The following is a 22,383-nucleotide window of genomic DNA, read 5'->3' as shown; positions in this document are numbered from 1 at the left end:
ATGGCGATGTTTATGGTTGCGTTGTGCGTTATGCTGCTGGTGGTCGCTGGCATGGCGGTTGGCGTTATGTTTGGGCGCAAGCCGCTAACCGGCTCCTGCGGGGGCGTAGGCCAGGCGCTGGGTGAAAAAGACTACACCTGCGAGCTCTGCGGCGGTGATGAGGCTAAATGCGAAAGCCTTAACAGTGAAGACGGTGTGACGGTCAATACACATACCGATTTAGCGGTAGATGCGACCAGCAAAAAACGTTAACAAAGGCGCTTCGGCGCCTTTTGCGGTTTATAGTGGTAGGCCCTAACACGGCCGATGGGGAGAAACCCGTTATAGCTTCACTTTCAGGTGCAACAGGGCAGCGCAGAATGCCCGCACCGTGTTATCGATGTAATAGGGGAATACGAGTGGCGAAATACGATGTAGATGTACTGATTATCGGCTCTGGGCCCGCTGGGGAAAGTGCCGCTATGGCCTCGGCAAAAGCCGGGAAAAAAGTCGCTGTGGTAGAGGGGCGCGCTTTAGTGGGTGGTAACTGTGCCCACAAAGGAACCATTCCTTCCAAGTCACTGCGTCACGCGGTGAAACAAATTATTCAGTTTAAAACCGGTAATTTGTTTCGTGAAACCGGTGAGACCTGGCGCTTAACCTATCCGCGGGTGTTGGCTGCTGCCAATGCGGTTATTCCCAAGCAAGTTGAATTGCACACCGACTTTTATGTGCGTAATCGAGTCAAACTTTACTCAGGCTTTGCTCGTTTTATTGATGATCATACCGTCGCTATAGATTTACTGGACGGCGCACGTGAAGAAGTTATCAGTGCCGACAAAATCATTATTGCCACCGGTTCGCGTCCCTATCGCCCGGCTGACATCGACTTTGACCACCCCCGTGTGTACGACTCGGACACCATTTTAGAAATGAACCATTCGCCGCGCCATTTAATTATTTATGGTGCTGGGGTGATCGGTTGTGAATACGCCTCAATTTTTTCAGGGCTGGGCGTTAAGGTAGATTTAATTAACAACCGCGACCGTTTATTGTCGTTTTTGGATGACGAAATTTCAGACGCGTTAAGTTATCACCTGCGCGATAACGGAGTTCGGGTTCGTCACAGCGAAAACTACGACAAAATTGAAGCCAATGAGCGTGGCGTTACGGTTTACTTAGAGTCAGGTAAACGTATTACTGCCGATGCCATTTTGTGGTGTAACGGCCGTAGTGGTAATACCGACAAATTAAATTTAGAGGCCATTGGCCTTGAGCCGGACCATCGCGGCAACCTGGCGGTTAATGAGCAGTATCAAACCGCGGTTGAAAACGTGTATGCCGTGGGCGACGTGGTGGGTTGGCCCAGCCTTGCCAGTGCCTCTTTCGACCAGGGGCGAGCCTTGGCAGCGGCGATTCTGGGCAAGCCTTATCAAGAAGTTGCCGGGGTTCCAACGGGTATTTATACGCTGCCCGAAATCAGCTCGATTGGTAAAACTGAGCGTGAATTAACGGAAGCCCGAGTGCCTTACGAAGTGGGCCGCTGCCTGTTCAAAAACACTGCCCGTGGTCAAATCAGCGGTGAAGATGTCGGCATGCTTAAGTTGCTGTTTCATGTGGATACCGGGCAATTGCTGGGTGTGCATTGCTTTGGTGCTGAGGCCGCCGAAATTATTCATATCGGCCAGGCCATTATGAGTCAGACCGGGGAGGGTAATAATATTAACTTCTTCCTCAATACCACGTTTAATTATCCCACCATGGCCGAGGCATATCGTCTGGCGGCACTAGACGGTACCAATCGAACTAACCGGCATTATTAAGACGGCCTGTTATTAAAGAGTGACCGGGCATGTCGCACACCCGGTTACCTCTTTCTGATTTTTATAGAAGGAATTGAATATGAATTTATGGAGTTTTTTGGCAGTAGTGGTGGTGGCGACGCTGGTCTATTTAATGTTTGTTATTTATCTCGAACATAAAAAGTCATTAAAAAAGTTAGAGCTTAAATTCGCACAGGATAAAAGTGCTGAGTTGAGTAAGGTGCAAACGCGGCAGGCTTGATTACCCGTGAAAGGCTTTAAGCGCTTTGGTGGTGAATTTTCGGGCTCGGGTTCCGGTGGTAATAATGCGTTCGGTTTGTGGGGCGTATTTGCATTGATTGCGTGCATTGGCGCTGCGGTATTGATGCGCAGGCCCGGCTTGGTTGTAGTAGGGTTTATGCTGCTTTTTTGCATAACCGTTTTCAGTACAATGGTTTCTGGTGGAGAAACCAAACGTATTGTGGCGAAAAGGAAAAAGCGTTTTTTAAACCGGGCGGCCAAAGCAAGAGCGCAGGGGAATCACCAACAGTCGTTGCAGTATCTTAAAAGGGCTAAAGTTTACGGCCGTTTGCCACCAGAAGATGAGGCCTTGTTGACAGCGGGCGCTCAAATAAAAACCGAGCGCGATGCTTCAAATACTTAGTTTTCCTGCGTAACTTTTGCCTGAAACTTCGTGACCGAATGAATCACGCGGTCATTTTCGAAATAAACCACAAAGTCACTGTAATCCCAGCGGTAAATGGCCGGGTCTCCCACGGGGCCAGACTGTTGTTGAGGTTCGCCGTATTCTGATTTTACTTTGGCTTTGGTAGTGCCGGTATTTGGGGTGGGTAAGCTGGCTTCGCCTTGCTGGCCCACGGGAATGCGCACGGTGTCAGCAACGGATAATTGAGCGGCAAATGCTAGGGCTAGGGCCAAAACTGTTTTTGTCATGATACTTCCTGTTGATTCTTTTGTGTTCAGATTGCTCAGGCTTTGCTGCTGCGGATGGATTCCATCTGGGCGCGCATGATCTGTTGACTGATCTGCTGGCGCTGTGCGCTATTCTGATACTGGAATTCTGCCGCAATGGTAAATCCTGTGGTGGGATCTGGTTCACACCGTACTACGCGAGCGTGTAAAGCTATGGCCATAGTGGGTTGGCTGAAAACCAGCATCAATGCCACAGGCTCTCCGGTTTCCAAGTTCTGACTGTGGTTAAAATCCAACCCGCCTTCGCTGATGGTGACGGTTTGGCTTTCGCCCAACGACTCGGCGCTAGTGCTTAAGCAATAAAGGGCAAGAATATCCACCTTGCGAGACAGCAGATGGAGATACTCTCCCAGAGCGCGATCACTGTCTTTTATTTGTTGTTGTATCTGCATGCCTTCGGTATCGAGTTTTTTAAGCTCGGCCAAAGTGTGCAATATACCGCTTTGTGTAAAATGGTCTGCAGGGTCCAGCTCTAAGGGGGAGGAGGATGCTGACTCCGCTACATCAACGCGGGCCTTAACATCGATACGGAAGTATTCACGTCTTTCGTCCATTGTGTGTGTTCTTTCTTCGTTGTTAATGAACTCTACAATAGCACAGCCCGCGCTTGTGGTTGTAAGGCGGTTGCGGTTAAATGCGCGGATGCTGAAAAACATCCCCCTTATGGTCGGCCTTCGCTACATCCGCGCTAAGCGTCGCAATCAGTTTATCTCTTTTGTCAGTGGCTTTTCCTTGTTGGGAATGGCGCTTGGGGTGTTATCGCTGATTGTGGTGATGTCGGTGATGAACGGGTTTGACCGGGAGATGAAATCGCGCATTCTTAAAGTGGTACCCCACGGATTTATCGACCAGCCCGGCGGTATGCAAAATTGGCAAGCGGTGGCCGATGAGCTGTCTCGGGTGCCAGACATTCTTGCCGCAGCGCCTTACATCAGTGGCTTTGCCTTACTGGGCTATCGCAACAATATTGAAGGTGTGCAATTTTCCGGTATTGATCCTGTGCAGCAGCCCAAGGTGTCTGAAGTCGCCAACAGCATGATGCTTGGCGAGCTGAGCAGCTTACAGGCCGGGCAGTTTAATATTGTGCTTGGCTCTTTGTTGGCTCGGCAGCTCGGTGTGGTTACGGGTGATCGAGTGACCTTGACTCTGCCGGAAATTCGCATCACGCCTGCTGGTGCGTATCCACGCGTAAAACGTTTTACAGTCAGTGGCGTATTTGAAGTAGGGGCGCCGGTTGATCAGCAGTTAGCACTGATTCATCTTGAGGATGCCGCCAGGTTATTGCGCTACACCGGGGCGCAGGGGTTACAGGTCCAAGGGCTACAAGTAAAGGTGCCGGATATTTATCGCGCTGCGCCCATACTTGCCGAGGCGCAAAATCGGCTAGGGACAGATTACCGTGTGCGCGACTGGAGCCAAACTCAAGGCAGTTTGTTCCAGGCAGTCAAAATGGAAAAGCTGGTGATCGGTGTCCTGCTCAGCATTATTATCGCGGTAGCGGCGTTTAACATCGTCTCGTCTTTGGTGTTAATGGTGGCCGATAAGCGCTCGGATATTGCCGTGTTGCGCACTCTGGGGCTTACCTCGCGCCAGGTCATGGGCATATTTATGGTTCAGGGCTGTGGGGTGGGCTTGATTGGCGTCTTAAGCGGTGCCCTCGCTGGAGTTTTGGTTGCTCTCAACATCAGCTCGATTGTGGCGTTTTTTGAATCACTGTCGGGCCAGGTTATTTTTGACCCCAATGTTTATTTTATCAGTCAATTGCCGTCCGAGCTGTATTGGCGCGATGTCACGGTGATTTGCGCCGTGGCCATTGTGCTCAGCTTTGTCGCTACGCTTTATCCCGCCTGGCGCGCCGGTAAGGTCGAACCCGCAGAGGCATTACGTTATGAGTGATTCACAGGTGCTGGTGTGCCGCCAGGTTGTAAAGGCTTACCGGCAGGGGCCCGAGGCCGTACAAGTGCTGCGCGGTGTTGAGCTGGCCGTGCCCAGCGGGCAAACTCTTGCCATTATTGGTGCCTCGGGTTCGGGTAAATCCACTCTGCTGAATATTCTTGGCGGGTTAGACACCCCGGATAGCGGGGACGTCAGCGTGGCCGGGCAATCGCTGTCGAGCTTAAGTGCCGACGCTCGAGGTCGGTTACGCAACCAAAGCCTGGGCTTTGTGTATCAGTTTCATCATTTGTTGGCCGAGTTTAATGCGGTGGAAAATGTCGCCATGCCGCTGTTAATCGGCAAACAAAGCCCGGCGCAGGCGAAAACTCAGGCAGAGCAAATGCTGGCTCGTGTGGGCCTTGGGCACCGGGGGCAACATAAACCCTCTGAGCTTTCTGGTGGCGAGCGGCAGCGTGTCGCCATCGCCCGAGCGTTAGTGACTCAACCGGCCTGTGTGTTGATGGATGAGCCCACCGGCAATTTGGACACCCACACCGCCGCCGATATTCAGGCGTTGATGGCGGAGTTAAACCAGAGCATCGGCACCAGCTTTGTGGTAGTAACCCACGACTTGGCTCTGGCTCGCAAAATGGATCGCACCCTGCACCTTGAAGAAGGCGTGCTAAGCGAATTGCCAGGCGAGGGCGTTTAGTGTTCAGCCGGTTTAGCAGGCAGGTCGGTAAGCGTTACGCGCTGTCTTCTAAAGGCAGCCACTTGGTGAGCTTTATTTCGCGCATGTCGGTGATGGGGCTGATTATTTCGGTGGCGCTGCTGATTTTGGTGATGTCCATTATGAACGGCTTTGACCGCGAATTGCGCGAGCGCATTTTGCAGGTATTGCCCCAGGCCACCATCTACAAGCGCGACGGCATTGAATCCCCCGGCACGGTTATTGAGCAGTTGCGCCAGCATCCACAGGTCCTGGCGGCTGCACCTTACGTGACTTTGCAGGGGTTGTTGGCTTACCGTGGCAATGTTTCCCCCGTGGCTTTATTCGGTGTTGAGCCCAGCCTTGAGCAAGACGTCTCCGGCGCGGCGCAGTATTTGCGCCTGGGTAAACTGTTGGTGCTGGCCGATAACCCGCAGGCCGTTATTTTAGGTGCGGCACTGGCGCGCAGTTTACAGACCGAGGTGGGTGATCACCTGCGCTTGGTTATTCCCCATGGTGATGGCCGCGCCTCACCGGCGGTGCAAACCCTTGAGGTGGTCGACCTGCTCGACAGCGGCACCGAAATTGATAACAATTTTGCCCTCTTAAATCTTACCCGTGCCTCAGAACTCTCAGACTACCCCGGTCGTGTATCCGGTATTCGGTTAAAGGTGGATGACCTTTTTGCCGCGTCGCGGACGGTGTATGAGCTGGCCGGTTTTCTGCCGCCCGGCTACTACGGTAAAGACTGGTCACGCACCCACGGCAATCTCTACCAAGCTATTCACATGTCTAAACGTCTGGTGGGGTTGTTACTCTTGCTGTTGATTGGGATCGCGGCGTTTAATCTGGTCACCACCTTGATTATGGTGGTGGTGGATAAAGAAGCGGACATCGCCATTTTGCGCACACAGGGTGCCAGCACTGGCGACATCTTGGGTATTTTTCTGGTGCAGGGCGGCATTATTGGCTTGGTGGGTACGGCGGTTGGCGTTGGTGCGGGCGTACTTTTGTCTTATACCGTCACACCGGCGGTGGCGTTACTGGAGCGTGGCCTGGGTATTCAGTTTCTGCATGCCGATGTTTACCCGGTAAGTTATCTGCCATCGCAGCTGCTGTGGGCAGATGTGGGGTTGATTGTGGTAGTTGCCTTGGGGTTGAGCTTCTGTGCGAGCATTTATCCGGCCTGGCGCGCGGCGCGCATTCCTCCGGCCGAGGCACTGCGTTTTGAATAAGTTGTCTAGCTATCGTTGCGCTCTTCGCGTTCGCGTTTGCGTTTTTCCCAGGCTCTCACCACGTGCCAACGCCAAAACAGCTGCATGGTGATGTAGCCTAACCCCCCAACGACAATGCCTGTCAGCACCGACCCCAGCAATAACGGTTTCCAGATCTGGCTAAACTCTTCCATCACCCAGGCCCAATTGTGCTCACTGGATGACGCAAGGCTGGGGGCGTCCAGTATCCAGCGCCCCAGCTGGTAAGTGGCAAAGAAAATCGGTGCGTAAGTCAGGGGGTTAGTAATCCATACCAAGGCAAGGGTAATTGGCAGGTTGCAGCGCACCCACAACGCGCACAGGGCCGCCAGCACCATTTGCCCGGGAAGAGGCAAAAAGGCGAAAAAGATGCCGAAAAAGAAGGCCAGCGAAACCGAGTGTCGGTTTAGGTGAAACAGGTTAGGGTCGTGCAGTAAATCACCTAAAAACTGTAACGCCGGTTTTTCTTTCACGGCAGCGGCGTCTGGGAGAAAGCGTCGGATTACTTTACGAGCCATTCGAACTTTAACATCGCAACTGCAAGGTGTGGCGCATTCTACCGGCAAATGCGCCCCGACACCACGCTAGCTGACCGAACTGCTACACTTTTGCAAACGGCGTGGGCTTCAATGTCACCATAAAAACGGCTAAAGGATAAACAGGGTTAAGGATGATTGTACTGTGCCTACTGCTGGCCGTGCTTTTCGGCTTGGTGTTGCCCGGTTTTCTTCCTAGCCTGATACCTCTATGGGCTCCATTTCTATGCGGTGTGTGCTCGCTCGGCATTAGCCAGGTATGTCGTAAGCGGGTTATCCAACACGCGGCGATGTTATCTCTGGGGTTTAGCGTCGCATTTGTCTGGTCCACTTACTACGGCCAACAATTGGTGGCGCAGCTGCTGCCTGACGCGTTAATCGGGCAGGACATTCAGGTTGAAGGGGCTGTGACGGACATTGATGTCAGCGATGAGCGTCGATTGCGCTTTTTACTAACGCCCCAGATGAATCTCTCAACGCCCGACGCAACTCAAGCCGAGCTGCCACCGCGAATCCAGCTAAGCTGGTACGGCGCACCACCCTGGGCGCGTCAGTTGCAGGCTGGCGATACCATTACCGTCAATGTAAGGCTCAAGCGCCCTCGCAGCTTTATTAATCCGGTTGGGTTTGATTATCGCTTGTGGCAGCTGCGCCGGGGGGTGGGGGCCACCGGCTATGTGCGCAGTGATGGTCGCCAGGCGCTGCTGGCTTCAGGCAGTGACAACAGTATTCGCACGGCCTTGCGGCAGTGGCTGATCGACCGCCAGCCACAAAATCCAGCGGTGCTGCGCGCCTTGTTATTGGGCGAGCGCGATCTGATCACCGACGCTCAGTGGCAGCTGTTTCGGGCCACCGGCACCAGCCATTTAATTGCTATTTCGGGTTTGCATATCGGCCTTGCCGCAGGCCTGGGTTACGCCTTGGGGATGTTGCTGGGGCGTGTGCTGGTGCTGTTTGTCTCAATACCCGCCGTTGTCACCGCAATGCTGTTGGGTGCGTTATCGGCCTGGGCTTATGCGGCGCTCGCGGGCTTTGCGCTGCCCACCCAGCGCGCTCTGGCAATGCTGTTGTTGTTTTACGCCGCCAGATGCACCGGGCGGCTGGTTGGCGCTGCGGTCATATTACTGCTGGCGGCGACGCTGGTGTTAACCCTTGAGCCACTCAGCGTGTTCGATGCGGGCTTTTGGTTGTCCTTTCTGGCGGTGGGGGCGTTAGTGATGGTTTTTAGTGGTGTGCTAAGCCTGCGCAAAAGCCGCTGGTGGCAACTGCTGTGGCGGCCGCAATGGGTGGCCTTTGTTGCGCTGCTGGCGCCCTTGGCGCTGTTTTTTCATCACTGGTCGATTATTTCGCCACTGGCGAATATTGTTGCCATTACGTTGGTGAGTCTTTGGGTGGTGCCCTGGTTGTTTGCCGCCGCGCTTTTGTCTTTTCTTTTTCCTGCGCTTGCTGCCGCTTCTCTGTATATGGCCGATCAGGGGCTGAACCTGCTTTGGTGGTGGTTGCATGGGATCGTGAATGCCGCTGATTATCTGCAGGTACCGGCGCAAACCGGAATTTACTTGCAGGGCTTGGCGCCTTGGCTTTTGGTTTTCGCTTGTGTGACTTTATTGCTGCCCGCACCGTTGCGGTTTCGGCCCTTAGGCTGGGTGTTACTCATCACGGCCTGCACTTTGCCGCCAGTACCACCATCGCCGTTGCGCTTGGTGGTGTTGGACGTGGGGCAGGGGTTGGCCGTGGTGGTGATAACACCGGACAAAACGCTGGTGTACGACACCGGGCCCTGGTTTGGCGAAGGTTTCAATGCCGGCGCCGATATTGTTGCGCCTTTTTTACTGGCCGAAGGCCGGGATGGCATAGATGCGCTGGTGGTTTCTCACTCACACAGTGATCACGCGGGCGGACTAAACGGGTTAATGGATGCTTTGCCCGTAGAGCAGCTATACACAGGGGAGGCGCTGCAAAGCTTGGATGGCCCCAATCCCATTAGCTGTCACAGCGCGCCCGGTTGGCAGTGGGGTGAGGTGCAGTTTGAGTTTATTGGTGTGCCGGGGCAGGGCTATGCCGAGGGGAATAACGCCTCCTGTGTGCTGCGAATACAGTGGCGCGATAAAACCATAGTGTTGCCGGGGGATATCGAAAAGCGCGTTGAAGCGTCGCTGCTGAAGGAGCTTGACAAGGTGAGCGTCTTACTCGCACCTCATCACGGCAGTGCCTCGTCATCCAGCTGGCCTTGGGTGAGTAAATTAACCCCAAAGACGGTGATATTTTCAGCCGGTTATAACAATCGCCACGGCCACCCGCATCCAGATGTCGTTACCCGCTATCAAAGTGAGGGCAGTACACTTTTAAACACGGCCCATTCCGGTGCAATAGACATTCGCTTTTCTGAATCGGGTGCCGATACGGTTATCTTGTGGCGATCAAAGCGCAAACGCTACTGGCGTGATTGAGCTTCGTCACAGTTAATACCGCTCGCGCTCACCCAATGACAAAGGTCTGTGGTAGGCTTATGCGCTTTTCGTGATCCATAAAAAGCCTGTCAGAAGAGGATGAGTGTGTGTTTGAAGTGATTGCCGCTGGCGGTTGGTTAATGCTGCCGATTATTTTGTGTTCAGTCGCCGTACTGGCAATCAGCGCCGAGCGCTACTGGAGTTTAAATCCTAATAAGATTGCACCGCGTCATCTGTTGGCCCAGGTATGGGGCTGGATTAAAAACAACGATCTTAACGCCGAGCGTTTAAAAGAGTTGAAACAGTCTTCGCCTTTGGGCGAAATTCTTTCGGCCGGGTTATCCAATTCGCGTTACGGACGCGAGATTATGAAAGACTCCATTGAGGAAGCCGCCAGTAAGGTGGTTCACGATCTGGAGCGTTTTGTCGGCGTGCTGGGCACGATCGCTGCGGTAACGCCGCTGCTGGGGCTGCTGGGTACCGTGTTCGGCATGATTGAAGTGTTTAACGCCATTATGATCAAAGGTTCGGGTAATGCCGGTGTTTTGGCGGGCGGTATTTCTCAGGCTTTGATTACCACGGCTGCCGGTTTGTGTGTGGCCATTCCCGCCATGATTGTGCACCGTTATTTCCAGCGCCACATTGACTACCTGGTGGTAACCATGGAAGAAGAGGCCATCAAACTGGTGGATGCCTTACACAGCGACCGCCGTGTCGATGTAAAAGCCAAGCGCTAGGTGAGGGCAGCCCGTGCAGTTTCGTAGACAGTCGCGCGAAGAAGACAGCATTAACTTAACCCCACTGATTGATGTGGTGTTTTTGCTGCTGATCTTTTTTATGGTGTCCACCACCTTCACCAAAGAAACCCACCTGGAAATTGACCTGCCTGAGGCAGTGGGTGAGGCTTCGCCTGACACCCCCGAGCCTTTGGAAATTGTTGTCAGTGTCGAAGGCACTTACGCCATCGACGGTAAATCACTGGTGAATAACCAGTCGGCCACCTTAAAAGCGGCCATTACCGAGCTTGCAGGCGACAACACCGACCAGCCGTTGATTATTACCGCCGATGCCAAGGCCCCTCACGAGGCCGTGGTGCGCGTGATGGACGCCGCAGGCCAGATGGGGTTTGTCAATTTAAGCATTACCACCCGTCGCCCCGAGGGCAAAGCCGAATAATCTATGTCTGATAACGCCGCGCGTGAAACCCGCTGGCTGAGTGCCTGGTATGAAGGTAAGCGCTGGGTCTACTGGTTGCTGCCGCTGGCGGGTTTGTTTTATCTCGTCAGTAAAGTCCGCCGCTGGTGGCTGGAGCGCTTTTGCCAAACGCGCCTGTCGGTGCCGGTGATTATTGTCGGTAATTTATCGGTGGGCGGCACCGGCAAAACCCCGGTGATTATCGCGCTGGTTAAGCACCTGCAAAAACGCGGCTACACCGTTGGCGTGGTGAGCCGGGGTTACGGCTCGCAGGCGCCCGAGTATCCCTATGTAATTTCCGCCGCATCCACCGCCCACCAGGCCGGGGATGAGCCGCTGTCCATTTGGCGCGCCACCGGCTGCGCCGTATGCATCGACGCCAACCGCGTGGCGGCGGCGCAAACGTTGCTGCGCTCGGGCTGCGATTTAATTCTCGCGGACGACGGTTTGCAGCACTACCGTTTGGGGCGCGATATCGAAATTGCGGTGTTGGATGCTGCCCGAGGTATGGGCAATGGCTTTTGCCTGCCGGTGGGGCCACTGCGCGAAAGTGCCTCGCGCCTGCGCCAGGTGGATTTTGTCATTGCCAACCAAACCCAGCTGCAGGGCGACACCGCCCCGGCTTTACCCGCCGAGGTGCACAGTTTTAATATGCGTTTGCAGCCTTTGCACTGGTACCGGGTAGGGGACTTAACACCGCTGCCGCTGGATGCCATTCCGTCGGGCTCGGCGGTACACGCGGTGGCGGGCATCGGTAATCCGCAGCGCTTTTTCGATACCTTAACCCGTTTGGGGTTGCGCCCCGAGTGTCATATTTACCGGGATCACCATCAGTTCACCCCCGCCAACTTTACCTTTAAAACACCGCTGCCCATCGTGATGACCAGTAAAGATGCGGTAAAGTGTCAGGCCTTTGCCAAACCCGATTGGTTGGCGCTGGAAGTTGATGCGGTACTGGATAAACGTTTTTGGCCGCAGCTGGACGCCGCCCTGGATAACTTGCGCCCTGCGCAAGCGTCCGATCAGCGGCCACCATCCACTAAGCCATCACCCATAAAGAGCGACACAGATTCATGAGTTACCTGGTTGTTATTCCCGCCCGCTTCGGCTCCAGCCGTCTACCGGGGAAACCCCTGGCCGACATTGCCGGTCGGCCCATGATTGAACACGTTTACCAAGCGGCGAGTAAAAGCTCTGCCTCGCGGGTCCTGGTGGCCACCGATGATGCACGGGTTGCCGAGGCGGTAGAGAGCTTTGGCGGTGAGGTGGTCATGACCCGCGACGACCATGTTTCAGGTACCGATCGGCTGCAGGAAGTGGCGGCAAAACTGAATTTGGCCGATGACGAGATTGTGGTGAATGTGCAGGGGGATGAACCACTCATTCCCGCCGAGGTGATCGATCAGGTCGCGCATAATCTCGCGGCAAACCAAACTGCCAGCGTCGCTACCCTGTGCGAACCACTGGCAAGCTACCGCGACTTTCGCGACCCGAATATCGTCAAAGCGGTGGCGGATCAAACCGGGTTGGCGCTGTATTTTTCCCGCGCACCTATTCCCTGGCCCCGTGACGATGCCGAGGTGCTAACCGATCAGCCTTTGCCAACCGGTTTTGCCGCCCGTCGTCATATCGGGCTGTACGCTTATCGGGTGTCACTGTTAAACCGTTTTGTAAACTGGCCACCGGCGGCGTTAGAGCACATTGAGTCGTTGGAACAGTTACGGGTACTGGCCTACGGTGAGCGTATTCATCTGGCGGAAGCCTGCCGCGCCGTGCCGGGCGGGGTAGATACACAAGCGGATCTTGACCGTGTACGCGCCCAGCTCGCGAGTAAGGAGTAATCACCATGCCGGTAAAAGTACTGTTTGTCTGTCTGGGCAATATTTGCCGCTCACCGACGGCCGAGGGCTTGTTTCGCGCTGAGCTGGCAAAGCAGCAGTTGGTGGATGAGGTTGCCACTGATTCTGCCGGTACGGCAGCCTGGCATGTGGGCAAGGCGCCAGATACGCGGGCCATTGCCGCTGCCGCCGAGCGGGGTATCAATATCTCAAGCCTTCGGGCACGCCAGGTGGATGCCGCTGACTTTGAGGCCTTTGACTATGTTCTCGCCATGGATGAATCCAACCTGATGGACTTAAAAGCGCTCCGCCCGGCCCATTACACTGGTACCCTGGCACTTTTTCTGGACTTTGCCGCTGATGCCGCAGAGCGTGAAGTGCCCGACCCCTACTATGGTGGGGCGGAAGGGTTTGAGCATGTGCTGGACTTGGTCGAGCAGGCCTCGGTCGGCTTGCTCGAGGATATTCGCAAGCGACATCTGGATTAATCTCAACTTACGTTATGCCCCTGATTCTGCCCGAATTTAATCTCGCCCGTTTTAACACTCTCGCGTCGCCGGTAACCACCCGCGCTTACGTCAGCGTTGCCAGCCGTGAAGACATAGTTGAAGCCATCGGCGTTGCCAAAGAACAAAAACTGCCAATTGTGCCCTTAGGCGGCGGCAGTAATGTGGTACTTACCGATCACCTGAACGCCCTGGTGGTACACGTCAACTTGCGCGGTATTGAGCTGGTGGGGGAGTCCGACACCGAGGTATGGGTGCGTGCCCAAGCCGGAGAGAACTGGCACGAGTTTGTGCAGTACTGTCTGAATATGGGCTGGTATGGGCTTGAGAATTTGTCGTTAATTCCGGGTTCGGTGGGGGCAGCGCCCATTCAGAATATTGGCGCTTATGGTGTCGAGCTGGAGTCGGTGTTTGCCGAACTCACCGCCATCGAGCTGGCTTCGCAGTTACCGGTTACCTTTACCGCCGATGGGTGCGGTTTTGGGTATCGCGACAGTGTGTTTAAAGGCCGCTTAAAAGACCAGTACTTGATTTGCGATGTTACCTTTAAACTGCAAAAAACACCGCAACTGGTGCTCGGTTATCCGGCACTGGCCGAACGCTTGGCTGGTATCCCCGAGGCTGACATAACCCCGCAGCAGGTAAGCGAGGCTGTCTGTGCTATTCGTCGTGAGAAGCTCCCCGCACCTGAGCATACCCCTAACGCGGGCAGTTTTTTTAAAAACCCCATGGTCAGTCAGGCGCAGTTCGATACTCTTAAACAGCGCCACCCCAATATAGTGGGATACCCCGATGCGGAATCAATGCAGGTAAAGCTGGCCGCTGGCTGGCTAATCGATAACGCCGGGTTCAAAGGCGTGAGCCGCAACAGCGCCGCCGTACACAGCGAGCAGGCATTGGTGCTCACCAACCCCGGTAAGCAAAGTGCCCAGTATGTGTTGGAGCTTGCTGAGCACATTCAGGCTGCGGTGCTGGAGCGCTACGGCGTAGCGCTGGAAGTCGAGCCGCGTATTTACCCTTCTGCACTACCTTAATATCGTGAGTCAGAGCGATTTATTCAGCAGCGCTGGCCCGCGGGATGTCATCAGCCGAGACGGTAAAGCGGTGTACTACCGTGAATGGTTGCCGGTGGATGCGGCCAGTGCGTATTTGCATACACTGCACGATTCACTGGCCTGGGAGCAGAGCGTCATCAGTATGTACGGTAAGCCCGTGCGCATCCCCCGGTTAAACGCCTGGTATGGGGATACCGCAAGCCGCTATCAGTATTCGGGCGCACACTTCACACCCTTACCCTGGACACCTGCGTTGTCAGAGATTAAAGAGCGTCTGGAAGCCGACACCGGATATCGCTACAACAGCGTATTGGCCAATTTGTATCGCGATGGCAATGACGGTGTTGCCTGGCACAGTGATGATGAGCCAGAGCTGGGCCCTGAACCGGCCATTGCCTCGGTTAGCTTGGGGCAAACACGGCGCTTTACCCTCAAACATAAGGCAGATAGAGAAACGGTGGCGTTGGATCTAGCCCATGGCGATTTACTGCTGATGAGTGGCCCATTGCAAAGAAACTGGTTACATCAATTGGCCAAATCCAAAATGTCCCTTGGCGCGCGCATTAACTTGACCTTTCGTTGGGTGAACCCCAAAAGTTAGTGGTTCCACGCGAGTAAGAAATACTGTTAATATTCATTAACAATAAGTAGATTGTAGGGCGCACTAAGTTGCGCAGTGGTATGGGGGTAGGTTGTATGACTTGCCCGAGGGGGTACGGTGACAAAAATTCTGGTCGTAGATGATCATGACCTGGTGCGAATGGGCATCGTCCGCATGCTTAACGACGTTAGCGGCTACGAGGTGGTTGGCGACGCCAAAAGTGGCGAAGAAGGTGTTCGTAAAGCGCGGGAACTCTCCCCTGATGTGGTCTTGATGGACGTAAAAATGCCCGGCATCGGTGGGCTTGAGGCCACGCGAAAAATGCTCGCCGCCCGCCCTGGGGTAAAAATTATTGCGGTGACCGCCTGTGACGACAGTGTCTACCCATCGCGCTTGCTGCAAGCCGGTGCCAAAGGCTATGTGACTAAGGGCACAGGCTTTACCGACATTACCACCGCCATTGACACCGTCATGTCCGGCCGTCAGTTTATGAGCAGCAGCATTGCCCAGCAGCTGGCGCTGCGTAATATCAGTGGCGACGGTGAACGCTCGCCCTTTGAGCGCTTGTCCCAGCGCGAGCTGGAAACCGCCATGCTGATTGCCGGGGGCCAAAAGGCGCAAGATATCGCCACGACCTTTTCCGTCAGCCCGAAAACCGTTAACAGCTACCGTTACCGCATCTTTGAAAAGCTGGGCATTAACTCCGATGTTGAGCTGGCGTTGTTAGCGGTGAAGTACGACTTGCTGGACCCTGAAGCGGTGGTTTAAATCTGCTCGTAAACGCTAAAGCCTCTGCGCGGGCGTTCTACTCGCGCGCTTTGGCGTTATACTCTCGCCCATGGCAGAGACTCATTTTAACTCCAAACAACTTTTGGCCAATCAGACTCAGGCGCCCGGTGTGTATCAAATGTTCGATACCAAGGGTGATATTCTGTATGTCGGTAAAGCGAAAAACCTAAAAAAACGTCTGGCGAGTTATTTTCGCCGCACCGGTTTAACCCCCAAAACCGAAGCGCTGGTGTCGCGTATTGCGCGTATTGAAGTCACCATTACCGGCAGCGAAAGCGAAGCGCTGATACTTGAACAAAACCTGATTAAAGCCAACCGCCCGCCGTACAACATATTGCTGCGGGACGATAAATCTTACCCCTATGTTTTCGCCTCATCCGGCGAGCCTTATCCGCGCTTGGCTCTGCATCGCGGCGCGAAGAAAAAGCGCGGCGACTACTATGGCCCTTATCCGAACGTGGGGGCGGTGCGCGATAGTCTGAACTTTTTGCAAAAGACTTTTAAGGTGCGCCAGTGCGAAGACAGCGTTTTTAAAAATCGTTCGCGCCCGTGTTTGCAGTATCAGATTGATCGCTGCACCGGCCCCTGCGTGGATTTAATCAGCCCTGAAGATTACGCCAAAGATGTTCACCACACGCGCCTGTTCTTGTTGGGTAAAAACCAGCAACTGTTAAAAGAACTGGCCGACGATATGGAAACGGCATCGGCCGCGCTGGAGTTTGAACGCGCCGCCCAATTGCGTGACCAGATTGGCGCGCTGCGGCAGGTGCAGGCGCAGCAGAGCGTGGAAGAGGGCAGTGGCGATATGGACATTGTTGCCGTGGCCCTGCAAAGCGCAAATGCCTGCGTGCACACGTTGTTTATTCGCCAGGGACGCATTCTCGGCAGCCGCAGTTACTACCCCAAACTGGGCCTGGGCGAAAATGCCGCCGATGTGCTGGGTGAGTTTTTGCCGCAGTTTTACCTTGGCAGTGGCCGCGAAGTGCCCGCTGCAATTATTACCAGTGTTGAGCTTGCCGAGGCCGACATTCTCAGCGAGGCCCTGGCCGAAGCGCGCGGCGCTAAGGTGAATATCACCCATAAGGTGCGCACCCACCGCGCCAAGTGGGTACAAATGGCGCAGCGCGCCGCCGAACAAAACATTATCGCCCGCATCAACAGCCGCAAAACCGTCACCGACCGCTTGCTCGCCCTGCAGGATGTTTTGGGGCTGGACGAGGTGCCCGCACGCATGGAGTGTTTTGATATCAGCCACTCCAGCGGTGAGCTGACCGTGGCATCGTGCGTGGTGTTTGATAAAGAAGGCCCGGCTAAATCCGATTACCGTCGCTTTAATATTGAAGGCATCACCCCGGGCGATGATTACGCGGCCATGGAGCAAGCCTTAACCCGTCGCTACACTCGTCTGCAAAAGGGTGAGGGCAAGTTGCCGGATATTCTTTTTATCGATGGCGGTAAAGGGCAGTTGGGGGTGGCCAACAGTGTTATGGCTGAGTTGGGGGTGAAAGGTGTACTGCTGGTGGGGGTGGCCAAGGGCACCACACGTAAGCCCGGCTTTGAAACCCTGTACAACGCCGATACCGGCCAGGAAATTGTGCTGGGGGGCGATTCGCCCGCGCTGCATGTGATTCAGCACATTCGCGACGAAGCCCATCGCTTTGCCATCACCGGCCACAAAAACCGGCGTGATAAAAAACGCCGTACTTCAAGCCTTGAGGGCATTGCCGGGGTAGGGCCGGTAAAGCGGCGTGAGCTGTTGCGCCACTTTGGTGGCTTGCAGGAAATTGCTCGCGCCAGTGTCGACGATTTGGCCAAGGCCAACGGCATCAGCCGCGCTCTGGCTGAGGATATTTATCACCATTTTCACGACGAGTAACTCAGACGCACTATTTTTGTCCGCGCTGGTGTATCATCGGCGTTTTCATTCATGCAATAAAGCAGTTGTTTTATGACTCTGGCCAATCAGCTGACGTTAATCCGAATCGCCTTAATCCCGTTGTTCGTGTTGGTGTTCTTCCTGCCGTTCCAATGGGCACACTTTGTTTCAGCGCTTATTTTTAGCGCCGCCGCCATTACCGACTGGGCTGACGGGTACGTGGCCCGTAAATTCAATCAATCCACCAAGCTCGGTGCCTTTCTCGACCCGGTGGCCGATAAATTGATGGTGGTGATTGCCTTGGTGCTATTGGTTACCTTACACACCGCCGCCTGGTTTGCGGTGTGCGCCATTGTGATTGTGGGGCGTGAAATTGTGATTTCCGCGCTGCGTGAATGGATGGCCGAATTAGGTCAGCGCGCCAGCGTTGCCGTGTCCTACATCGGCAAGGTAAAAACCACCCTGCAAATGATCGCTATTATTGTGCTGCTTGCGGATATTCCCGTTTTGCGCTGGGTGGGTTTTATCGCCATGGTGGCCGCCGCCGCTTTAACTTTGTGGTCAATGCTGTTGTATTTAAAGGCAGCAAAACCGTTTCTGCTGGCTGATATGAACGGCCAATCGGACGAAGGCTGATCTAACCGCTTAATAATCAAGCAGTTAGGTTTAAACAAAATAAATTTTTTGCGAATTAATGGTAGGCAGCCCGGATTTTTTGGGCTAGAATGCCGCCCTCTTTTATGGCGCGATAGCAAAGTGGTTATGCCCCGGATTGCAAATCCGGTTACGCCGGTTCGATTCCGGCTCGCGCCTCCATCTTTCCACAGGCATTCTGTGGAACTTGGCTTAACAGCCAGCCCAATGCCCGGGTGGTGGAATTGGTAGACACAGCAGACTTAAAATCTGCCGATCTTAATTGATCGTGCCGGTTCAATTCCGGCTCCGGGCACCATTATTTTCTTTTTCGTTTTACCTGTATCCCCGTTGGCTATAGTGCCAGTGAGAACGTCGGAATTGAACCGGTTCCCGGCTCAATTGACTCGCGCATCTTTGCGCTCGGCCCTGCGGGCTAGTTGTCGCTATCTAAATCGGTTCTCGATCGATTTTTCCGGTTCCGGGCAGCATTTTCCTTTTCCGTTCTTTGGCTTCTTTTGTGTTTACGGGTGTTCGTTAGCCTTAATCCGCTTTCCCTTAAATTGTCCCGTATTGCGCAAAGCTCTTTCTGGCTTGTGCGACTCGTTGACTGTAAGAAGTGTCGATTAGCCGGGCAGGAGTACGCTAAGGGGTGCGCTAAAGGTCGACTAAGTTTTTGTTTTCGCGTATCTTATGCGTCCCAATACCCAAAAATTATTGCGAGTCTGCCGGCATGGTGGGCTCTGACAACTCAAGTGGAATTATGAACCTCAATTATCTGGATTTTGAACAGCCAATCGCGGTGCTGGAAGGTAAGATCGAAGAGCTGCAGTTGGTCGGCAATGATAATGACTTAAATATTACCGACGAAATTACCAAGCTGCGGGAAAAGAGCACTAAGCTGACCGAAAGCATCTACTCCAACCTGACCTCATGGCAGGTAGTGCAGGTAGCACGCCACCCTCAGCGCCCCTATACCACTGATTATATCAAGCGCATTTTTACCGACTGGGACGAACTGCACGGCGACCGTCATTTCGGTGACGACAAAGCCATTGTCGGCGGCGTTGCCCGATTGGACGGTAAGCCGGTGATGGTGATTGGTGAAGAAAAGGGCCGCAGTGTTAACGATAAGGTAACGCGCAACTTTGGTATGCCCAAGCCCGAAGGCTACCGCAAAGCTCTGCGTTTGATGGAAATGGCTGAGCGCTTCAAGCTGCCGGTATTAACCCTGATCGACACCCCCGGGGCCTACCCGGGCATCGACTCCGAAGAGCGCGGCATCAGTGAAGCCATTGCGCAAAACCTGGCGGTTATGTCGCGCCTTAAAACTCCTATTATCTGCACCGTGATCGGTGAGGGCTCTTCCGGTGGCGCACTGGCCATTGGCGTGGGCGACCACCTGAACATGCTGCAATACTCCACCTATTTTGTGATCTCACCAGAAGGCTGCGCCAACATCATCTGGAAAACCGTTGATAAAGCGCCTCTGGCTGCCGAGGCGATGGGTGTAACCTCGACCGTGCTGGAAGAGCTGGGCATTGTCGACGAGACCATCCCCGAGCCTCTGGGCGGCGCCCATCGCGATATCGATGCCATGGCGCAAACGCTTAAGGTGCGCTTGAGCGAGCAACTGGATACCCTGGCGGGCGTGCCGGTGGACGAGTTGCTTGAGAAGCGGTATGAGAGGTTGATGAGTTACGGGAATCCGTAAGTTTTTGTTTTTTTGGAAAGCCCCTTTTTTAAGGGGCTTTTTTGTTTATATGCCCGTGTCGCCGGGCGTTGCGAGGTACTTTTGGTCTTGGCCAAAAGTACCCAAAAGCCGCGCCCCAACATCTGGCCCTGCGGGTTCCCTCATTCCAATCGATTTTAGCGGGCCGCATCAACACGCCATCCCTGGCGTGATGATGCTTGTGCAAACGTCCTGTTTGCTTACCCACTAAAATCGATTTCCATTCGGCCTAGATGTAAACGGGGCAACTGCGACGCTTCGTAGCGCTATCGTAGTTCAATAACTGTTATTCGTCGGACGTTAGTCGAACGACATCAAGCGCTAACCCATTGCCGAATAGACAAAGCTATGGCACTATTTTCATCAAGTGCTTGTGGGCTTGGTTGGCTTGTCTTAACCGTATTAATCCCACAGCTAGGCCAGTGGAAAGGTAGGGTAAACAGTGCATCGGGACTGATGTGCGAGCACTTCTCCCTTCTGTTTTGAAATCCCATACTTTTTCCAGGCACGCTATGGCGTGTTCTAAGCGATTGGTTTTTGGTTGCCAAAGCCAGTATTACCGTAGAAAGTGAGCCGGCTCACTTTGTTTTTCCAGTTTGGCTGATATTGCTGGAACAAAAGCGATACTGTTCAGCTGTTTAGAGCGTAAAGCTAAGACTCTCAAGTAAGAGTGATACATTGCCAGTGTGGAAGTAAGACGGCTTCTTTACACACTGAAATAAATACGCCAAGTGGCCATAAGTTTGAGATTTATCAAAAGCTTGAAAGTACTTTTTAAAAATTTTCTAGGGAAGATACATTGCCAGACGTATTTTTAAACTCGCACATTAATAAGCTGTTAGTTGTCCTGCCATAACGGTCAAAGAATTAGGAAATATAAATGAATATATTTATAAGCTGGTCTAAAAATCTAAGTAAAGAGTGTGCCGAAATACTCAGAGATTGGATTAAGTGTACATTACAAGCTTCAGAGCCTTGGGTGTCTTCGAAGGATATCGATAAAGGCACTCTTTGGTTTAATGAAATAAATGACCAGTTAAAAGATACAAAGGTAGGTATTGTTTGCCTTACGAAAGAGAATAAATCTAATCCTTGGATACTATTTGAGTCAGGTGCTTTAGCAAAAGGCCTATCCGCGAATAGAGTATGTACCTTTCTTATTGATCTTACTCCTGCCGATTTGGCAAATCCGTTAGCCCAGTTCAACCATACAATGCCAGATCAAGAAGGCATGAAGTCACTACTTTCAACCATAAATAAAGAGCTTGGGGACAACGCCTTGGAGGACCGGATATTGGATCAGGTCTTCGAATCATACTGGCCTCAATTTGAGAAAAGGTTCAACGAGGTAGTAAAAAATACCCCATCTACTGAAGAGCTTGAACCTACGCGAAGCCCAGATGATATTTTAACTGAAATTCTTTATACCACTAGAACACTCGATAAACGTATTAGATATCTAGAAAAAAGAAATAGTGATTTTCATGTGAATAGGGATTTTTCAAAAATGGAGATGATTGATCGTATAGGTATGCTTATTAATAAAGGGTTGCATCCAGAAGAAATAGCAATGGAGCTCGAAGGAATAGCACCTATTGAGTTTATTATGGAAATTGCAATGCCAATGTATAAGAAAAGGAAATACAAAGGTATCAACCTTGAAAAGCCAACTAACAAATAAAGTCAGCGGACGCTAAACGCGCCGCTGCTTTAGGCGTTATGAGAAAAGGAGTTTCAAATGAATTTAGAATACTACGTTGAGCATTGCAGGAGCTGCGATAGCTATCTGAGCGAGGTAGCAAGAAAAGAGGGTGTATGCAGTGATTGCGGCAGCGAATTCAGCGTTACTCAAAGAAAATACGCCATTGAAAATCCAGATGTATATCTATCGATCATGCAGAAAATGGATGGGGAAACTTGTACCGTTCTAGAGGCTGCCGATGGATTAGTTGATGGCGAGATTCTAGAAGTTTATGGCGTATTCGCGGTAACCGATTGCGGTATAGAGTGTCTGAATCACTTTTACGCTATAGGCTCCAGCGATTTAGGCGATCCTGATTGGGTTCGGCATATGTCGGAAAAAACGTGGGTTGTACCTACAGATTTTGAGAAAGCACTAGAGCGAGCACGTGCAGTTCATGGATTCTCATAACAAGGCCAAGCACCGCGACGTATTTTTTGTTCCGCCTGCGGCTCCACAAAAAATACGCGCGTGTTGGCGGCGTTATGTGTCCAAGTTACCCATAAAAAGTAGACACCCTGTATAGTTATATTTGCCCTATATGGAGGTGTCCAAAATGGCACGTAAAAAGCATCAGCATTACACCGAAGAATTTCGAAAAGAAGCTATTAAGCGCTCAGAAAAGCCGGGCGTCACACAGGCTCAAGTGGCCAAGGAACTCGGGATCAGCGCACAACAGATCTCGAACTGGAAGAGGCAATTCAATCGGCTCTCTGATAAACAGTTTAACTCCATCGATGGCGTAGATTATTCCAAGTCCGAAAGCGAAGAGCTGCGTAAGCTCAAGCGGGAGAACAAGCGCCTAAAAGAGGAGATGGAAT

25 protein-coding genes and 2 tRNA genes are annotated in these 22,383 nt (G+C 53.1%); 24 read left to right on the top strand and 3 right to left on the bottom strand.

The window, feature by feature from the left end:
• The 4 genes from nqrM to D568_RS0114760 all read left to right on the top strand — a co-directional run bounded on the left by nqrM (position 1) and on the right by D568_RS0114760 (position 2,445).
• A complete protein-coding gene (nqrM, locus tag D568_RS0114775; protein ID WP_026287070.1) occupies positions 1-252 on the top strand; it encodes a (Na+)-NQR maturation NqrM in 252 nt (83 codons plus the stop codon).
• Between the two features lie 146 nt (positions 253-398).
• A complete protein-coding gene (sthA, locus tag D568_RS0114770; protein WP_020210378.1) occupies positions 399-1,802 on the top strand; it encodes a Si-specific NAD(P)(+) transhydrogenase in 1,404 nt (467 codons plus the stop codon).
• 79 nt (positions 1,803-1,881) lie between these two features.
• Positions 1,882-2,043, top strand: a complete 162-nt coding sequence (locus tag D568_RS21720) for a hypothetical protein (protein WP_020210377.1) — start codon at positions 1,882-1,884, stop codon at positions 2,041-2,043.
• A gap of 6 nt (positions 2,044-2,049) precedes the next feature.
• Positions 2,050-2,445 carry a hypothetical protein gene (locus D568_RS0114760; protein WP_020210376.1) on the top strand — a complete coding sequence of 132 codons (396 nt, stop codon included), beginning with the start codon at positions 2,050-2,052 and terminating at the stop codon, positions 2,443-2,445.
• On the opposite strand, the gene D568_RS0114755 is transcribed toward D568_RS0114760, so the two are convergent.
• Both D568_RS0114755 and D568_RS0114750 read right to left on the bottom strand, forming a co-directional pair.
• Positions 2,442-2,735, bottom strand: coding sequence for a hypothetical protein (locus tag D568_RS0114755; RefSeq protein ID WP_020210375.1), 294 nt, complete (start codon positions 2,733-2,735; stop codon positions 2,442-2,444). The genes D568_RS0114760 and D568_RS0114755 overlap by 4 nt on opposite strands.
• Positions 2,736-2,770: 35 nt before the next feature.
• Positions 2,771-3,328, bottom strand: a complete 558-nt coding sequence (locus D568_RS0114750; protein ID WP_169334807.1) for a PilZ domain-containing protein — start codon at positions 3,326-3,328, stop codon at positions 2,771-2,773.
• An 88-nt stretch (positions 3,329-3,416) separates the two neighbouring features.
• Here D568_RS0114750 and D568_RS0114745 point away from each other — a divergent pair, with 88 nt between their 5' ends.
• From D568_RS0114745 to D568_RS0114735, 3 genes are read left to right on the top strand one after another with little or no spacing between them, the layout of a single operon-like run.
• Positions 3,417-4,670 (top strand): lipoprotein-releasing ABC transporter permease subunit, encoded by a 1,254-nt coding sequence (locus D568_RS0114745; RefSeq protein ID WP_020210373.1) that lies wholly within the window; start codon positions 3,417-3,419, stop codon positions 4,668-4,670.
• On the top strand, positions 4,663-5,361 hold the full coding sequence (gene lolD, locus D568_RS0114740; RefSeq protein WP_020210372.1) for a lipoprotein-releasing ABC transporter ATP-binding protein LolD: 699 nt from the start codon (positions 4,663-4,665) through the stop codon (positions 5,359-5,361). Before D568_RS0114745 ends, lolD begins: the two co-directional genes overlap by 8 nt.
• Positions 5,361-6,593, top strand: a complete 1,233-nt coding sequence (locus D568_RS0114735; protein WP_020210371.1) for a lipoprotein-releasing ABC transporter permease subunit — start codon at positions 5,361-5,363, stop codon at positions 6,591-6,593. The genes lolD and D568_RS0114735 overlap by 1 nt, the downstream gene beginning before the upstream one ends.
• 5 nt (positions 6,594-6,598) lie before the next feature.
• On the opposite strand, the gene D568_RS0114730 is transcribed toward D568_RS0114735, so the two are convergent.
• On the bottom strand, positions 6,599-7,129 hold the full coding sequence (locus D568_RS0114730; protein WP_020210370.1) for a DUF2062 domain-containing protein: 531 nt from the start codon (positions 7,127-7,129) through the stop codon (positions 6,599-6,601).
• Positions 7,130-7,281: 152 nt separating this feature from the next.
• Between D568_RS0114730 and D568_RS20300 the strand changes: the two genes are divergently transcribed.
• The 17 genes from D568_RS20300 to D568_RS0114645 form a co-directional block, all read left to right on the top strand.
• Positions 7,282-9,597, top strand: a complete 2,316-nt coding sequence (locus D568_RS20300) for a DNA internalization-related competence protein ComEC/Rec2 (RefSeq protein WP_051084076.1) — start codon at positions 7,282-7,284, stop codon at positions 9,595-9,597.
• A gap of 107 nt (positions 9,598-9,704) precedes the next feature.
• Positions 9,705-10,334 (top strand): MotA/TolQ/ExbB proton channel family protein, encoded by a 630-nt coding sequence (locus D568_RS0114720; protein ID WP_020210368.1) that lies wholly within the window; start codon positions 9,705-9,707, stop codon positions 10,332-10,334.
• 13 nt (positions 10,335-10,347) lie between these two features.
• On the top strand, positions 10,348-10,773 hold the full coding sequence (locus D568_RS0114715) for an ExbD/TolR family protein (protein WP_020210367.1): 426 nt from the start codon (positions 10,348-10,350) through the stop codon (positions 10,771-10,773).
• A gap of 3 nt (positions 10,774-10,776) precedes the next feature.
• Entirely contained in the window at positions 10,777-11,868 is a 1,092-nt protein-coding gene (gene lpxK / locus D568_RS0114710) for a tetraacyldisaccharide 4'-kinase (RefSeq protein ID WP_020210366.1), read from the top strand.
• The gene (gene kdsB, locus D568_RS0114705) at positions 11,865-12,632 is read left to right on the top strand and encodes a 3-deoxy-manno-octulosonate cytidylyltransferase (protein ID WP_020210365.1); all 768 of its coding nucleotides are present in this window, start codon (positions 11,865-11,867) and stop codon (positions 12,630-12,632) included. The genes lpxK and kdsB overlap by 4 nt, the downstream gene beginning before the upstream one ends.
• A gap of 5 nt (positions 12,633-12,637) precedes the next feature.
• Entirely contained in the window at positions 12,638-13,117 is a 480-nt protein-coding gene (locus D568_RS0114700; protein ID WP_020210364.1) for a low molecular weight protein-tyrosine-phosphatase, read from the top strand.
• 14 nt (positions 13,118-13,131) lie between these two features.
• Positions 13,132-14,169: a UDP-N-acetylmuramate dehydrogenase gene (gene murB / locus D568_RS0114695; RefSeq protein ID WP_020210363.1), complete on the top strand. Its 1,038-nt coding sequence runs from the start codon at positions 13,132-13,134 to the stop codon at positions 14,167-14,169.
• Positions 14,170-14,173: 4 nt separating this feature from the next.
• Complete coding sequence (locus D568_RS0114690; RefSeq protein ID WP_020210362.1) at positions 14,174-14,791, top strand: alpha-ketoglutarate-dependent dioxygenase AlkB family protein; 618 nt, start codon at positions 14,174-14,176, stop codon at positions 14,789-14,791.
• A gap of 117 nt (positions 14,792-14,908) precedes the next feature.
• Positions 14,909-15,559, top strand: coding sequence for a response regulator (locus D568_RS0114685; protein WP_020210361.1), 651 nt, complete (start codon positions 14,909-14,911; stop codon positions 15,557-15,559).
• A gap of 70 nt (positions 15,560-15,629) precedes the next feature.
• Positions 15,630-17,456: an excinuclease ABC subunit UvrC gene (gene uvrC, locus D568_RS0114680; RefSeq protein WP_020210360.1), complete on the top strand. Its 1,827-nt coding sequence runs from the start codon at positions 15,630-15,632 to the stop codon at positions 17,454-17,456.
• 72 nt (positions 17,457-17,528) lie between these two features.
• Positions 17,529-18,092: a CDP-diacylglycerol--glycerol-3-phosphate 3-phosphatidyltransferase gene (gene pgsA, locus D568_RS0114675; protein WP_020210359.1), complete on the top strand. Its 564-nt coding sequence runs from the start codon at positions 17,529-17,531 to the stop codon at positions 18,090-18,092.
• Between the two features lie 106 nt (positions 18,093-18,198).
• Positions 18,199-18,272 (top strand) — tRNA-Cys (locus D568_RS0114670).
• A gap of 47 nt (positions 18,273-18,319) precedes the next feature.
• Positions 18,320-18,408: transfer RNA gene (locus tag D568_RS0114665), tRNA-Leu, on the top strand.
• Between the two features lie 444 nt (positions 18,409-18,852).
• The gene (gene accA, locus D568_RS0114660) at positions 18,853-19,803 is read left to right on the top strand and encodes an acetyl-CoA carboxylase carboxyl transferase subunit alpha (RefSeq protein WP_020210358.1); all 951 of its coding nucleotides are present in this window, start codon (positions 18,853-18,855) and stop codon (positions 19,801-19,803) included.
• An 898-nt stretch (positions 19,804-20,701) separates the two neighbouring features.
• Positions 20,702-21,502, top strand: a complete 801-nt coding sequence (locus D568_RS0114655; RefSeq protein WP_020210357.1) for a toll/interleukin-1 receptor domain-containing protein — start codon at positions 20,702-20,704, stop codon at positions 21,500-21,502.
• Between the two features lie 57 nt (positions 21,503-21,559).
• Positions 21,560-21,973, top strand: a complete 414-nt coding sequence (locus tag D568_RS0114650; protein ID WP_020210356.1) for a hypothetical protein — start codon at positions 21,560-21,562, stop codon at positions 21,971-21,973.
• Positions 21,974-22,118: 145 nt separating this feature from the next.
• The coding region (locus tag D568_RS0114645; RefSeq protein ID WP_020210355.1) for a transposase at positions 22,119-22,383 on the top strand (265 nt) is incomplete at its 3' end.

It is taken from the genome of Gilvimarinus chinensis DSM 19667, assembly GCF_000377745.1.
Taxonomy (GTDB): Bacteria; Pseudomonadota; Gammaproteobacteria; order Pseudomonadales; family Cellvibrionaceae; genus Gilvimarinus; species Gilvimarinus chinensis.
This window is presented reverse-complemented; position numbering and strand designations above follow the sequence as displayed.